At 63.8% G+C, this 15,139-nt stretch carries 9 protein-coding genes; 1 reads left to right on the top strand and 8 read right to left on the bottom strand.

Annotation, left to right across the window (positions count from 1 at the left end; translation table 11 throughout):
• Positions 1–36: 36 nt before the first annotated feature.
• From LFT47_RS05055 to LFT47_RS05020, 8 genes are all read right to left on the bottom strand, one after another.
• Positions 37–453 (bottom strand): acyl-CoA thioesterase, encoded by a 417-nt coding sequence (locus tag LFT47_RS05055; RefSeq protein ID WP_236815881.1) that lies wholly within the window; start codon positions 451–453, stop codon positions 37–39.
• Positions 454–479: 26 nt separating this feature from the next.
• On the bottom strand, positions 480–2,576 hold the full coding sequence (locus LFT47_RS05050; protein ID WP_272909612.1) for an ABC transporter ATP-binding protein: 2,097 nt from the start codon (positions 2,574–2,576) through the stop codon (positions 480–482).
• Entirely contained in the window at positions 2,573–4,306 is a 1,734-nt protein-coding gene (locus tag LFT47_RS05045; RefSeq protein ID WP_236815879.1) for an ABC transporter ATP-binding protein, read from the bottom strand. The genes LFT47_RS05050 and LFT47_RS05045 overlap by 4 nt, the downstream gene beginning before the upstream one ends.
• 246 nt (positions 4,307–4,552) lie before the next feature.
• The gene (locus LFT47_RS05040) at positions 4,553–6,607 is read right to left on the bottom strand and encodes an MFS transporter (RefSeq protein ID WP_236815878.1); all 2,055 of its coding nucleotides are present in this window, start codon (positions 6,605–6,607) and stop codon (positions 4,553–4,555) included.
• Positions 6,608–6,618: 11 nt separating this feature from the next.
• On the bottom strand, positions 6,619–7,101 hold the full coding sequence (locus LFT47_RS05035; protein WP_236815877.1) for a MarR family winged helix-turn-helix transcriptional regulator: 483 nt from the start codon (positions 7,099–7,101) through the stop codon (positions 6,619–6,621).
• 179 nt (positions 7,102–7,280) lie between these two features.
• Positions 7,281–8,945, bottom strand: coding sequence for a thiamine pyrophosphate-binding protein (locus LFT47_RS05030; RefSeq protein ID WP_236815876.1), 1,665 nt, complete (start codon positions 8,943–8,945; stop codon positions 7,281–7,283).
• On the bottom strand, positions 8,942–10,006 hold the full coding sequence (gene speB / locus LFT47_RS05025) for an agmatinase (protein WP_236815875.1): 1,065 nt from the start codon (positions 10,004–10,006) through the stop codon (positions 8,942–8,944). Before speB ends, LFT47_RS05030 begins: the two co-directional genes overlap by 4 nt.
• Positions 10,007–10,190: 184 nt before the next feature.
• A complete protein-coding gene (locus LFT47_RS05020) occupies positions 10,191–12,851 on the bottom strand; it encodes an exo-alpha-sialidase (protein WP_236815874.1) in 2,661 nt (886 codons plus the stop codon).
• Between the two features lie 282 nt (positions 12,852–13,133).
• Between LFT47_RS05020 and LFT47_RS05015 the strand changes: the two genes are divergently transcribed.
• Positions 13,134–15,122, top strand: coding sequence for an amino acid transporter (locus LFT47_RS05015; protein WP_236815873.1), 1,989 nt, complete (start codon positions 13,134–13,136; stop codon positions 15,120–15,122).
• Positions 15,123–15,139 lie beyond the last annotated feature (17 nt).

Here is a 15,139-nt window from a genome sequence, read left to right as displayed (position 1 = left end):
CACCGGGATGCACAGGGCGCTGCCTTATCCCTTCAGCTAGGCCCGATAGGGCTCCAGCTGCTCCTTCTGCTCGGGAGTGAGCCTGCGGACACGGCCCGTGGACTCATCGACGAACGCCAGATGGGTACTGGCGTTGACGCAGTCCTGGCCGGTCACGGGATCCTTGATGACGTAATGGAGGTCAAAACTTGCCCCCTTCACGGCGCCCACCCAGATCTCGACAACGGCCGGTATGTTCCGGTATTCCAAGGTCCGGACGTACCGGACCTTGTGCTCCACCACAAGGGTCATGACCCCGTCTTCAACAGAGTCAAAAACGGAGACCGGCGCTTCCACGCCGGGGAGTCCGGCACCGCGGGGCGGACCGAAAGCCGCGATGCGGGCCTCCTCGAGCATGCGCACGATCTGGACGTTGTTGATGTGCCCGTACGCGTCCATGTCTCCCCAACGCATCGGCACTTGGACCGTAATTCGCTGGCTCAGCTGTGCACCGCCGTCGAATCATCCACAACGGCTTCCCCGGCATCCTCACCAGCAAACTGCGACATGTACAGGCGGTAGTACGCGCCCTGCGATGCGAGCAGTTGGTTGTGGTTGCCCTGCTCCACGATGCTGCCGTTTTCCATCACGAGGATGGTGTCGGCGTCGCGGATGGTGGACAAACGGTGCGCGATGACAAAGCTGGTGCGGTCCGTGCGGAGGGCAGCCATGGCCTTCTGCAACAGCAGCTCGGTACGGGTGTCAACGGAGCTCGTGGCCTCGTCCAGGATCAAGAGCGAGGGATCGGAAACGAAGGCCCGCGCGATGGTGATGAGCTGCTTCTCGCCCGCGCTGACGTTGTTGCCTTCCTCGTCGATGATGGTCTGGTAGCCATCCGGCAGGGCGCGCACGAAGCGGTCCACGTACGTGGCCTTGGCCGCCTCCATGATCTGTTCCTCGGTGGCGTCGAGGTTGCCGTACTTGATGTTGTCGTAGATGGTCCCGCCGAACAGCCAGGCGTCCTGGAGCACCATTCCCACCTTGGAGCGAAGCTCGGAACGGCTCAGCTCCTTGATGTCCACCCCATCCAGGGTGATCCGACCCGAATTGAGCTCGTAGAACCGCATGACGAGGTTGACCAGGGTGGTCTTGCCCGCACCGGTGGGTCCGACAATTGCCACGGTGTGTCCGGGCTCCGCGCTGAGGGAAAGGTTCTCGATGAGCGGCTTGTCGGCAACGTAGCTGAAGGACACGTTCTCGAATTCGACGTGGCCGTCGGTGCGCGGGGGCAAGTGACGGACCGCGTTCTCCGGCGTTTCCTCATCGGCATCCAGGAACTCGAAAACGCGCTCGGCCGAAGCCACGCCGGACTGGAGCATGTTGGCCATTCCGGCGATCTGGCCGAGCGGCTGGGTGAATTCACGCGAGTACTGGATGAACGCCGTGGCGTCGCCGAGGCTCATGGAACCGGAAGCAACCCGCAAACCACCGACGACGGCGATGCCCACGTAGCTGAGGTAGGAGACGAAGTTCATGGCCGGGAAGATGATGCCGGAAACAAACTGTGCCCCGAACGAGGCCTTGTACAGGGCTTCGTTGCGCTCGTCGAAACGCTCCAGCATGTCCGCGTCGCGCCCGAAGACCTTGACGAGCTCGTGGCCGGAGAACGATTCCTCGATCTGGCCGTTGAGCGAGCCGGTGTTCTTCCACTGGGCGGCGAAGAGCTTCTGGCTGCGCGAGCCGATCACGCCGGCAAGGACGCCGGAGAGCGGCAAGGCAACAAGCGCGATCAGGGCGAGCTGCCAGGAAACGATGAACATCATGATGGTGATGCCGAAGACCGTCAGCACCGAGCTGACCAGCTGCGCGAACGCCTGCTGCAGCCCTTGCTGGACGTTGTCGACGTCGTTGGTCACGCGGGAGAGGATGTCGCCGCGCTGGCGGGTGTCGAAGTAGTTCAGGGGCAAGCGGTTGAGCTTGGCCTGGACGTCGTTGCGGAGCCGGTTGATGACCTTCATGACGATCTTGTTCAGGATGTAGCCCTGGGCCCACAGGAAGATGTTGGCCACGAAGTACATCAACAGCACGATCGAGATCAGGAACGTGAGCTTGGAGAAGTTGATCCCGTTGGTGAGCTCCATCTTGGAGACCATGTCCGCGAAGTTGTTCTGGCCCGCCTGGCGGAGTCCTTCGGCGAAAGCCGCTTGGCTCACTCCGGGAGGCAATTGCTTGCCCATGACGCCGCCGAAGATGACGTCCATGGCGCTGCCGAGGATCTTCGGGGCGATGACGTTCAGGACGACCGAGACCACCACGAGGCCGATGACGAAGACCACGCCGGCGGCCTCCGGCTTGAGCAGCCCGAGGAGCCGCTTGGCTGACGGTCCGAAAGCCTTGGCTTTCTTGGCCGGCAGGTTGCCGAACATGCCGCCGTCGGCTTCGCCCGGGGTGTATTCGGTTTCCTCGATGTCGTCGTCGTCCGCTACCGCCACGGCGCCTGTTGCTTCGTCATCCTTGGCTTCCCGTGCTGATCGGGCAGCCTTCGCTGCTTCGGCTTTCGCGGCCCAGCCGCGCTTTTGCTGATTCTGTTCGCTCATGCCACTTCCTCCGCGCTCAGCTGGGATTCGACGATCTCCTGGTACGTGGGTGACGTTTCCAGGAGTTCTTCATGGGTGCCGCGGTCAACGATTCTGCCGTTGTCCAGGACCAGGATCTGGTCCGCGTCCGCAATGGTCGAGACGCGCTGGGCCACGATGATGACCGTGGCATCCTGCGTCTTTTCCTTCAACGCCCTGCGAAGGCGGGCGTCCGTGGCCACGTCCAATGCCGAGAAGGAATCGTCAAAGAGGTAGACCTTGGGCTGCGTCACCAGGGCCCGGGCGATGCAGAGGCGCTGCCTCTGGCCACCGGAGACGTTCGTGCCGCCCTGGGCCACGCGACGATTGAGGCCGGAGGACTTTTCCATGACGAAGTCCTTGGCCTGTGCGGTTTCCAGCGCATCCCAGAGTTCCTGGTCCGTAGCGTCGGTCTTGCCAAAGCGCAGGTTGTGCTCGATGGTTCCGGAGAACAAGTACGGCTTCTGCGGCACAGTGGCTACGCGACTCGTTATTTCGTCGCGGTCCAGGCTGGTGACCGGGACGCCATCGAGCAACACGTCGCCGGACGCGACGTCGTACAGGCGCGGCAGGAGCGACACCAAGGTGGTTTTTCCCGCGCCGGTGGAGCCGATGATGGCAAGGGTCTGGCCCGGCTCCGCGGTGAAGGAAATGTTGCTCAACACGGGAGCTTCAGCCCCGGGGTATTTGAAGGTGACATCGCGGAATTCGACGCGACCCTTCTTTTCGGCGGGCGCTACTGGCGCCTTCGGATCGTGGATGGAGGGTTCGACGTCGAGGACCTCGCCGATGCGGTCCGCGCACACGGAGGCTCGCGGGATCATCATGGCCATGAAGGTACCCATCATGACGGCCATGAGGATCTGCAGGAGGTACTGCAGGAAGGCAGTCAGGGAGCCCACCTGCATGTTGCCGGCGTCCACCCTTTGGCCACCGAACCACAGCACTGCCGCCGTGGAAAGGTGCAGGATCATTCCAATGGCCGGGAACATCAAGACAAAAAGGTTGCCGATCTTGACCGAAACCAAGGTGAGGTCCTTGTTGGCGTCGCCGAAGCGCTTGGCCTCGTACGGTTCACGAACGAATGCCCGGACCACGCGGATGCCGATGATCTGCTCGCGCAGAACGCCGTTGATGGCGTCGATTTTCTTCTGCATGGAACGGAAGAGCGGCATGAGCCTGACCACGAGGTAACCAACTACGGCCACGAGGACTGGCACCGAGACCCACACGAGCCAAGAGAGGCTGAGGTCCTCGCGCAAGGCCATGATGATGCCGCCAACACACATGATGGGCGTGGAAACCATGAAGTTCAGGCCCATCAGCATGAGCATCTGGACTTGCTGGACGTCATTGGTGCCGCGGGTGATCAACGTGGGTGCGCCGAAGCTGTTGACGTCCTTGGCCGAGAAGCTGCTGACCTTGCGGAAGACGTCCCTGCGCAAGTCGCGGCCCATGGCCATGGCAACGCGGGATCCGAAATAGACCCCCGCGATGGCCGCGATGACCTGGCCGAGCGCGACCGCGAGCATGAGGGCTCCGGTTTGCCAGATGTAGTTGGTATCCCCCCGGGATACCCCTTCATCGATGATTTTTGCGTTGAGGCTTGGAAGGTAAAGGGTGGCAATGGTAGACGCTAGCTGGAAGATGATGACGGCCAGTATCTGCGGCAAATACGGCTTGGAGTAGCGCCGTATCAGGGTGACAAGCATGCCCACGGATCCTTAATGAGAGTGCGCGAATGAATGAGTGCGAATGACTAAATACTGCGAATGACTAAATACATGGATAGCAGCAAGCGCTGACAGTATTAGTCCCTCAACTCTACGAAATCCGTTGCCTCAGCGAAATATCGCTAGCCGAATATCATCCTTGCGGCGTAGCTGAGCCGCTGCAGCGCTTCCAAACTCGCTGCAGCGGCTCGCGCCACGCATCCCGGCCCGCGTCCCCCCGGGTCCTTAGCCTGCGTGCCGCCCGGTTTCCCCTGCCCTCGAGGCGTCGCCGGCGAGGAGCAGCAAGGCAGCCCTTTCCTGGCGGCGGCGCTCACGCTTGAGTTCCTTCCGCAGCGCGGCCAACTCCTCGGCGATCCGCGACTGCTCGACGGCGGTGGCCTGCTGTTCATGCACGCGCACCTGGAGCTCGCGCTGGGCCCTGCTCAGCTGAAGCTGTTGCTCGGCCAGCAGCCGTTGGGTGCGGGCAAGCTGGTCCTGGACCTCGCGCAGGCCGGCGGCCGGATCAGGACGTTCCTGCGTCAGGATCCGGGCAAACTCCAGGTCCAGGTCATCGTGCTCTTTCTCGGCTGCCGCACGGGCGCGGCTTGCGCCCAAGGGGGTACCGCCGTCGTCCGCTGCTTGGGCAAGCCCTGCTTGGGCAAACTCAGCGGATTCGACAACAGGAAGCGCGGAGGTGTCCAGTGTCATGCCGGCCTCGCCGGAGGCGTTTGCCAACAGCTCCTTCTCCGGCGATGCATCCACGGTCTTCCGCAGCGGAACTTCTTTGATGAACAGCACGGCGATGAACGCGACCAGGGCAATGACAGCGGAGATGAGGAAGATCTGGGCTGTCGCGTCGCCGTAGGCTGCACGCATGATGTCGCGGATCGGGGCGGGCAAGTCCGTCAGGTCCATGCTCGCGTTGCTGGAGCCGCCGTTTACCGGGATATGCGCCGCGGCGAGGCCTTGGGTGGCGAGGTCCTTGACGTGCGTTGCCATGATGGCGCCAAGCACCGAAACACCGATCGCACCGCCGACGGAGCGGAAGAATGCGACGGAGGCGCTGGCCGTGCCGATGTCCTGGGCGCGGACGGTGTTCTGGACCGCGAGGACCAGGTTCTGCATGAGCAAGCCAAGGCCCAGGCCGAAGATGGCGGTGTAGCAGCAGGTGATCCACAGTTCAGTGGTGTGGTCGATGGTGCCGGTGAAGGCAAGGCCGCCGGCCAGCAACACGGTGCCCGCCAGGAGGAAGCGCTTCCACTTGCCGAAGCGGCTGATGAGCTGGCCGGATGCCACCGAGCCCAAGAGGTTGCCCGCAATCATGGGCAGTGTCAGGAGGCCGGCCTCGGTGGGAGTGGCGCCGCGGGCTACTTGGAAGTACTGGCCAAGGAACGTGGAGGAGCTGAACATCGCGATACCGACGGCCACAGAGGCCAGGATCGCCAAGGCGGTGGTGCGCTGGGAGATGATCTTCAGCGGGATGATGGGCTGGGCCACCTTGGATTCGACCAGCACCAGCAGGGCCAGCAGAAGCACGCCGCCGCCTACCATGAGGGCGGACTGCCAGGAGATCCAGTCGTAGTAGTCCGGGTTGCCGGCGAAGGAAACCCAGATCAGGAGCAGGCTTACGCCCGATGTCAGCAGGATGGAGCCGAGCCAGTCGATCTTGGCCGGGCGCTTGATGTGCTGGATCTTGAGGGTCACCTGGAGCAGGATGAGCGCGACGACGGCGAGCGGCACGCAGACGAAGAACGTCCAGCGCCAGCCGAGCGGGCTGTCAACGATGAAGCCGCCGAGGAGCGGGCCGCCTGCGGTACCGACCGCCATGACTGCGCCCATGTAGCCGGAGTACTTGCCACGGTCGCGCGGCGGAATCATGGTGCCGATGATAGCTTGTGCCAGTGCGGTGAGGCCGCCCAAGGCGACGCCCTGGATGACGCGGGCGGTCAGCAGGAAGGGGATGCTCATGGAGAAGCCGGCCATGACCGAGCCGGCCACGAAGACCACGATGCTCAGCTGGACCAGGAGCTTCTTGTCGAAGAGGTCGGCGAGCTTGCCCCAGATGGGCGTGGTGGCGGCGTTGGCCAGCAGCGCGGCCGTGATGACCCACGCGAAGTCCGTCTGGGTGCCGTGGAGATCGGACATGATGGTCGGCAGCGCGTTGGCCACGATGGTGCTGCTCAGGATAGCGGTGAAGAATGCCGCGAGGAGGCCGGTCAAGGCCTCCATGATCTGGCGGTGCGTCATGGGCGCGGATGACGCCGGCACCGCCGTCGAACGTTCTTGTATTCGGGTTGCCATTGCTGCTGCTCCTAAGCTGTGTGGTTCGAGTGGTGGGAGCCGGCCGCCGTTGCCCGGACTGAGTGGTTGAGTGATGTGGTCAATTTCTCGAGGACTTGCCCTGCCTCCAGGGCGTCTTCCTCGCTCCACTCCGCGAGGTAGGCCCGCAAGTTCGAGCTGCGCTGTTCTTCGAAGTCCCGGACCTTCTCAATCCCGGTTTCGGACAAGGCCACCAGCTGGGCCCGACCGTCAGCGGGATCGGGGCGCCGGACCACCAAACCGAGTTCCTCCAGTTCGGCGATGTGCCTGCTGAGGACCGGGGGGCTGACGCCGAGCCGGGAGGCAAGCTTCGTGGCCCGGGACTCCCCCTCGCCGATGAAGCGCATGACGCCCTGCAGGGCGAACCCGACGTCGGCATCTTTCGCGATGTTCGCGGTCACGATGCAACGCAGTACCCGCTGCAGATCGAAAATCTGATGGACGAGTTCGGTTGCTGTGCTGGATGCGACAGCCATGGACGACACCTCACTTTTGTTTGCCTAAAGCAACTATACGCCCAAATGATTGCTTTGGGAAACTAACGAAATGTGAGGTGCGTTAAACACCAAGCGCGAGCTGGCAGGTAATGCCCTCATCTTTCGAAGAAAGGGTCATTATCTGCCAGCTCGCGCTGGGGTGTGAAGCGTCTGGAGTGTCAGTCGCCCAAGTGCGTGGGGCCGAACATCTTCAGGAGGGTTTCAACCACGACGACGTTGGGGCCGTCCGCGGCAAAACTTTCCTTGAGCGCGTCCCGGACGTCGCCCGGGTCCACCCTGCGGGCCGGGACACCGAAGGCCTCGGCGAGCTTGACGAAGTCCGGCCGGGCGAGCTCGGTTGCCGTGGCCTTGCCGAAGGCACCCACCATGTATTCGCGCAGGATGCCGTAGCCGCCGTCGTCCACGATCAGCCACGTGACCGGGACGTTGTGCTGCTTGGCGGTGGCCAGCTCGGAGATCGAGTACATGGAGGAGCCATCGCCGGAGACCGCAAGTACGCGGCCGGGCTTGCCCACGGTTTCCAGTCCCACGGCACCGCCAATGGCCGCCGGGAAACCGTAGCCGAGGCCGCCGGCGCCCTGGGCCGAGTGGAACTGGCCCTCGCGGGAATCCCAGCAGCTCCATCCCCAGTACGCGGAGATGGTCATATCCCAGAAGGTCTGCATGTCCGCCGGAACGGCCTCGCGGATATCGGCCATGAACTTCAGTTCCTTGCCGAGGTCCTGCTCTTCAAGGCGAGCCTTGACCTTGGCGAGGGACTCCTTGACGAGGTCCTCGGGCGTGGTGCCGTGCCAGTCCGGTACCGTCGCTGTCGCAGACAAGGCCTCATCCAAGGCAGAGTCGAGCGCGGCAAGGGCCTGGCCGGCGTCGGCGCGGATGCCCAGGCCGGGCCGGTTGGACTCGAGGACCCGGGGTTCGGCGTCGATCTGGATGATGCGACCGCGAGGTTCGAAGGTGAAGTAGTTGGACGTCACCTCGCCTAGGGAGGAACCAATGACGATCAGCACGTCGGCATCCTCGAGGACATCGGTCATGTGGCGGTCTTCGATCCAGGACTGCAGGGACAGCTCGTGGGTCCACGGGAACGCTCCGTTGCCACCGGGCGTGCAAATCACCGGGGCCCGGAGTTTCTCGGCGATCGATAGGAGCGACTTCTCGGCCCGGCCACGGCGCGTGCCGCCGCCGGCGATGATGGCCGGCCGCTCCGCCGTCGAGAGCCACTTGACGGCTTCGCGAATCAGCTCCACGCGCGGCGGGTTGTCGGCGGCTTCGGCGAGGGCGTCCTCTACCGGAGGGACCATGATGGGGTCCAGAAGCACGTTCTGCGGAATCTCGATCCACACCGGACCCTGCGGGGAGGAAATGGCCTCGGTCCAGGCATCCTGGATGGCCGAAGGAATCCCGGAAGCGTGCTGGATGAGGCGCTGGCTCTTGGTGACGTTCGCGGCCGAGGCTTTCTGGTCATCGAGCTGATGGAGCATGCCTTTCCGGCGCGCACCCAAACCCTCCAAGGGGATCTGGCTCGCCACGACCACCATCGGCACGCCGCTCGCATACGCTTCCTGCAAGCCGGCCAGGGACGTCAACGCGCCCGGACCGGTGGACAGGAACAGCACCCCGACCTCGCCCGTGGCGCGGGAATACCCGTCCGCGGCGAAAGCGGAGTTGTTCTCCACGCGGGAGGACACGAAATGCAGATTGCCGCGGCCCATCGCGTCGAACAGGCCCAGGGCGTGCTGGCCGGGGATGCCGAAGACCGTCTTCGCGCCGAGCGCCTCGAGAGTCTCGACGACGAGGTCCCCGCCGTTGCGCTGGTCCGTCACTTCGTGACCGCCGCGGCGAAACCGGCCGGGCGCCGGGATTCCTGCCCAAGGGCCTGGGCGGCATAGCCGTTCGGGGCGCCATGGCGGTTGCCCTCGACGGCGTTGTCAGCCATGAGGGTGACGAGCTCGTAGGCAACGTGGCTGGCCGCGACGCCCGTGATTTCAGCGTGGTCATAGGCCGGAGCGACCTCGACGATGTCTGCGCCCACGAGGTTCATGCCACGGAAACCGCGGATGATTTCGAGGAGCTCGCGGCTGGTGATGCCGCCGGCTTCAGGCGTACCGGTACCCGGAGCGTGGGCCGGATCCAGGACGTCGATGTCCACGGAAATGTACAGCGGACGGTTGCCGATGCGGTCCCGGATCTTGGCCACGGTTTCGAGGACGCCCTGGTAGTAGACGTCCGCCGAGGTGACGATGCCGAAGCCGAAGCGGTGGTCGTCGTCGAGGTCCTTCTTGCCGTAAAGCGGGCCGCGGGTACCGACGTGGCTGATGGCTTCGGTGTCCAGGATGCCTTCTTCGACGGCGCGGCGGAACGGGGTGCCGTGCGTGTATTCGGCGCCGAAGTAGGTGTCCCAGGTGTCGAGGTGGGCGTCGAAGTGCAGCATGGCAACGGGCTCGCCCGCCCGTTCGGCGGCGGCGCGGAGCAGGGGAAGGGCGATGGTGTGGTCGCCACCAAGCGTCACGAGCTTGCTTCCGTTGGCGGTCAGGTCCAGTGCGTTCTGCTGGATGGTCTCGATGGCCTCGTTGATGTTGAACGGGTTCACTGCCATATCGCCGGCGTCGGCAACCTGGATGTTCTCGAACGGGCTGACGTCCCAAGCCGGGTTGTACGGGCGCAGCAAACGGCTGGCTTCGCGCACATGGTTGGCGCCGAAGCGGGCTCCGGGGCGGTAGGAAACGCCGGAGTCGAAGGGGACGCCGACCACCGTGACGTCGGCCTTGGAAACCTGGTCCAGGCGCGGCAAGCGGGCATAGGTGGCAGCACCGGCATAGCGCGGGATTCGGGCCGAATCAATGGGGCCGAGGTTGCCGTTGGCCTCAATACGAAGCTCTTCCAAAATGCGCCACTCCTTTGTGAATAGGTGGATCGGACAGTGACTGTGACACCAATCATACACTCAAAGTTGCCTTATATGCATCACTTGTTTACATCAACAAAAACCGCCACACTCCCCACAACAAGACCGGGCCGGGCTCCCCCCGTAGCCCGGCCCAGCCTGTCACATCACGTCCCCTCCCGGGTTACTTACTCCCGAAAGGCGTCACCTGGAAATCTCCGAATGACACTTGATGGCCTTGCGCATCCAGAACAACGAGGCTGTCCATGCCGTTTTTCACATCGCCCGGCAGCACGAAGGAAAGGGTGTTTTGCTGGGTCGGGAAGAACCAGCCCAGACGGTAGCTGCGCTTGTTCAGGTAGACGTAGTACCACTGGCCGTACTCCACGTTGTGGACCGTCACGGTCTGTCCGGTGCGGTATCTATCCGCGCCGAGCCCCAGGTCCAGCGGCGGATTCGTGCCGATGAGATCCTGGGCAGCCAAGGCAGGCTCCGAGCCGGGCATTGCCGGCTTGATCTTCAGCGCGAGCGCTTGCCTGGTCAATTGAAGGGACGCAACCTTGGTGCCGTTGTTCCCGGTGACCGGGATGGTCGTCGCCGGGAGCTGCTTGGCCGCGATGTCGGCGTCGGTCAGAGTGTAGGTGGATATGAGGTTGACCGACTCGCCCACGGCAAGGGTTGGCTTGGACAATCCAATGGCCGAAGCCGAAAGGTCCGTCAACGCCACATTGCCGCTGTTGGTCACGGAGTAGGCAAAGGTCACCGTATCGCCCGGACCGGCAAACCCGTCCCCGTCCACATCGTTGAACGTGGACACCACCGATCCGCTCAACTGGGGATTGCGGACCAGCAGGTCCACCTCGTCACCCGTGACCGTGTAGTTCTGGGTGGCAGCCCCACTCCCCGTTACCTGCCAGATGGTGCTGGGAACGAAGAATCCCTGGGCCACTTCATCTGCCGTTACGGTGTGCTGCGGTGTGCCGCAGAGGTAATTGCCCCACACTCCAAGGGCGGTGAACCGGCAGTTGCCCGAACCCGGCGGCAGGAACGGCTGGAAGTTGCCGGACTGCGGGACAACGGATTCCGTCACATTGCCCGTGCTGTACACCCGGAACTTGTAGGGCACCGTGCTACCGACGGCGTACGGCTTGGTTGCCAGGTCCCTTCCGGCGTCGTTACGGGCGCCGAAAATGTAGGCGCCCACCACGTTGCTGGCGGAACCACCCGCAACCGTCACGGACACGGGTGCGGTAATCGATGACCCGCCGACGTTCAGCCTCGCTGTCAGGGGAACCGCACCCGCCTTAGCGTACGACGGCGCCGTGACAGTCAGCTGGACAGTCGCCGAGGCGCCCGGATCGAGGGAGGCGAGCTGCGCCGTCGTCGACGTCCAATCCTGCAGGGCGTCGAGGCTGACGGTCGAAGCGGGAAGCGGCGAACTGTCCTTGTTGGTGACGGTCACACTGAGCTGGGTGCTCCCACCGTTCGTGACCGTGGCGGCGCCGGGGACAACGACGGCGGCAACCGGGTTAAGCCAGGCTGTGTCGAATTTCCCGAAAGTGATGGTGTTGTTGTCGCCTTCGTACAGGACGCCGAAAGTACCGTCCGACAGGGCGCTCAAGGTGGAGTAGGACATGCTTCCGGGCTTGAAGACGCGCGAGGAGCCCCATGTCTTGCCGTCGTCGGCGGAGTAGCGGACAGTGCCGTCCACGCGTGCGCCGCCCGCGGTGGGTGTGGGCGAGTTGGAGAACAGCAGCTTCTTGGCATCGGCCGATCCCGCAGCCGCGTCCGGATACATCCGCGTGATCGAGCCGTTGTTCCGCGGATCCGGGAGCTGCGTCTCGGCAACCGGGGTGCTGTAGGTGACACCGCCGTCGGAGGAATAGGCCACCTTCCGGAAGTGCGGATTGGCGCCGGTGCTGTCCCGCGAGTTCAACATCACGCGGCCGTCGGAGAGTTCCACCGTCTTGTTCTCATCCATGCCTGTACCCGTGGGCGTACCCATGTTCCACGTCTTGCCGTGGTCATCGGAGTAGACGCTGTAGGCCTGGATCTGGCGGCTCCCATCAGGCTGGACGATGGTTCCGGCAAATTGCTGGATGAGCCTTCCGGCGTGCGCTCCGTACTTGAGCTGAATGCCCTCGCCGGACGAGGCGAACATGCTGACCACGCCGCCGACATTGGGGACGCCGTTGACGGTGCTGCCGTTTGGCTTGACGGTACTGGTGACCAGCGGACCTCCGAACCCGGCGTAGGCCGAACCCGCCGGATAGCTGGACGGCACCGGCAGGGTGGGCTGATTGGCCGGATCTGTGGACCAGGTGAGTCCGCGGTCGGTGGAGACGGACACTTGCGAGCTGATCACGTTGGGGTCGGAATCGTCGTTGCCGAGGACGCTGCCCGCGAATCCCTGGTTCTTGGAGTAGACGTGGAAGTTGAATACCGTCCCGCTGACCTTATCCACGACGTAGCTGGGGTCGCTGAAACCGTATTTCTGGACGCCGGCTGAGCCCATTTGTCCCCGGGCGATGAAGGTGGGACTGCCCCACGTCTTTCCGCCGTCGGTGCTGCGCCGCTGGACGATGGAGTTGGCAGAGGGAGAATCGCCCCCATCGGGACGCCCGTCGTAGGACGCCAGGAGGACGCCGTCGCCCACATCCGCGAGCGCGACGATCCGGTAGTACTTGCCCAGGACGGGATCGATGGCGTTGTCACCGTTGGACGCGAGGACCTGCTCGGCGTAGTTTCCCGGAGGATTGGACGGAACGTTGGGACTCGGGAACGGATCCAACGCGGCATAGGCGGGCAAAACGGTTGAGGTCACGAGAACTGCGGCGGCTGCCAAGGAGACGGCAAGTCTGCCCCGGCTCCATCCCGACCGCCTCCTGACCCTGTCACTGAGTAGCGGGTTATTCATGCGTAGCCCTTTCGTATTTTGATCACATCCAACATAGGACGTTCTATATGCTACGTGATGCCGCTCACATGCCAAACGCTTGAATGCGTCTTTCCTGGAAGTGACCCGCCTCACATGCGGCGTAAAGATTCCATAAAGACGGGCATCCGTTCCCCGGCCCACCCGTACGCTCCATCTGGAGCAGCTTCCAGGCTGCGCGAAAGGACCCATGTGACAACGCTGACCAGGCCGCCTGCCGAACCCTCTGATCGACGCAAACCCGCGCTCGACATCAAACAGGGGCAATTCAAGCGATGGTTGCTCGACGGAATGCCTGAGACCTCGGGAAAGCGCCAAGGTCCACACGGCAAACCGGACCAGGACCACACACCGCAGGCCTGGTGGAAAGTCATGTGCCTCACCGGCGTCGACTACTTCTCCACCCTCGGCTACCAGCCCGCCATCGCGGCGCTCGCGGCCGGTATCGTCTCGCCGCTCGCCACGATCGTCCTGGTCGCCGTCACTTTGCTCGGCGCGCTGCCGGTCTACCGCCGGGTCGCCGCCGAAAGCGCTCGCGGCGAAGGCTCCATTGCGATGCTCGAGCGGCTCCTCCCCCGCTGGGGCGGCAAACTCTTCGTGCTCGCCTTGCTGGGATTCGCCGCCACGGACTTCATGATCACCATGACCCTCTCGGCCGCCGACGCGAGCGCGCACGCCATCGAAAACCCCTTTGCCCCGGAATGGCTCCACGGCCAGGAAATCACCATCACCCTGGCGCTCATCGCCGGGCTTGGGGTGGTGTTCCTCAGGGGATTCAAGGAGGCCATCAACGTCGCCGTGGTGTTGGTGGGCGTCTATCTGGTGCTGAACGCCGTCGTCGTCGCGGTCGGCTTGGCGCACGTGGTGACCGAGGCGCATGTGGTGACCGACTGGTGGGCCGCACTGAACCAGCAGCACGGCAACCCGTTGATCATGGTGGGCATAGCGCTCCTGGTCTTCCCGAAACTTGCCCTGGGCCTCTCAGGATTCGAGACCGGCGTCGCGGTCATGCCCCAGATCAAGGGCAGCCCGAGCGACACGGAGGAAAATCCCGCGGGCCGCATACGCGGCACCCACAAGCTGCTCACGACGGCGGCACTCATCATGAGTGCCTTCCTGGTGGCCTCGAGTTTCATCACCACGTTCCTGATTCCTGCCGCCGAATTCCAGCCGGGAGGGAAGGCAGACGGGCGAGCCTTCGCATTCCTCGCGCACCAGTTCCTGGGCGACGGCTTCGGCACGGTCTATGACATCAGCACCATCGCCATCCTGTGGTTTGCCGGCGCCTCCGCCATGGCCGGCTTGCTGAACCTCGTGCCGCGCTATTTGCCGCGCTTCGGCATGGCCCCCGCGTGGACCAAAGCCGTCCGCCCGCTGGTCCTGGTCTTCACAGCCGTTGGATTCATCATCACGTTGGTCTTCGAAGCAAACGTGGAGGCCCAAGGCGGCGCCTACGCCACCGGCGTCCTGGTCCTCATGACCTCGGCCTCGATCGCCGTCACCCTGTCCGCCCGCCGGAAGAAGCAGAAGGCCAAGACCTTCGCTTTCGGCGCGGTGGCGGTCGTCTTCGCCTACACCACCGTGGCCAATGTCGTGGAACGCCCGGACGGCATCAGGATCGCGGCCCTGTTCATCCTTGGCATTGTCCTGGTGAGCTTCGCGTCGCGCGTACGCCGGTCCTTCGAACTGCGGGCTACGCACATCAAGATGGACCAAATGGCACTCGAGTTCACGGCCTCCAACGAGGAAGGGCCCATCCGGATCATCGCGCACGAGCCCAAGCGGCTGAGTGCCGACCGGTACCAGTTGAAGCTGCAGCATGCCCAGCAGGCCAACCACTTGCCGATAGACAGCGACGCGATCTTCATCGAGATCATCGTGGATGACAGCTCCGACTTCGAGCAGGAACTCTTCGTGGAAGGCAAGGTCCGGCACGGCTTCAAGATCCTGGAGATCCACAGCAACAACGTGCCCAACACTCTGGCCGCGGTGCTCCTCCACATCCGGGACGTCACGGGGCTTATGCCGCACATCTATTTCCGCTGGACCGAAGGCAACCCGATCGCCAACCTGAGCAAGTTCCTTTTCTTCGGCGAAGGCGAGATCGCCCCGGTAACCCGCGAAGTGCTGCGCGAAGCCGAGCCGGACATCACGCGCAGGCCCTGGGTGCACGTGGGCTGAACATGGCAGTGTGGGTG

The sequence above is a fragment of the Arthrobacter sp. FW306-2-2C-D06B genome (genome assembly GCF_021789175.1).
GTDB lineage: Bacteria > Actinomycetota > Actinomycetes > Actinomycetales > Micrococcaceae > Arthrobacter.
Note: the sequence above shows the minus strand (reverse complement) of the source record. Positions and strands in the feature narration are given on the sequence as shown.

Excerpts from the sequence above, each read along its gene's own strand:
- LFT47_RS05040 (WP_236815878.1), bottom strand. The coding sequence starts at position 6,607 with ATGGCAACCCGAATACAAGAACGTTCGACGGCGGTGCCGGCGTCATCC.
- LFT47_RS05035 (WP_236815877.1), bottom strand. The coding sequence starts at position 7,101 with ATGGCTGTCGCATCCAGCACAGCAACCGAACTCGTCCATCAGATTTTC.
- LFT47_RS05050 (WP_272909612.1), bottom strand. The coding sequence starts at position 2,576 with ATGAGCGAACAGAATCAGCAAAAGCGCGGCTGGGCCGCGAAAGCCGAA.
- LFT47_RS05045 (WP_236815879.1), bottom strand. The coding sequence starts at position 4,306 with ATGCTTGTCACCCTGATACGGCGCTACTCCAAGCCGTATTTGCCGCAG.
- LFT47_RS05055 (WP_236815881.1), bottom strand. The coding sequence starts at position 453 with ATGCGTTGGGGAGACATGGACGCGTACGGGCACATCAACAACGTCCAG.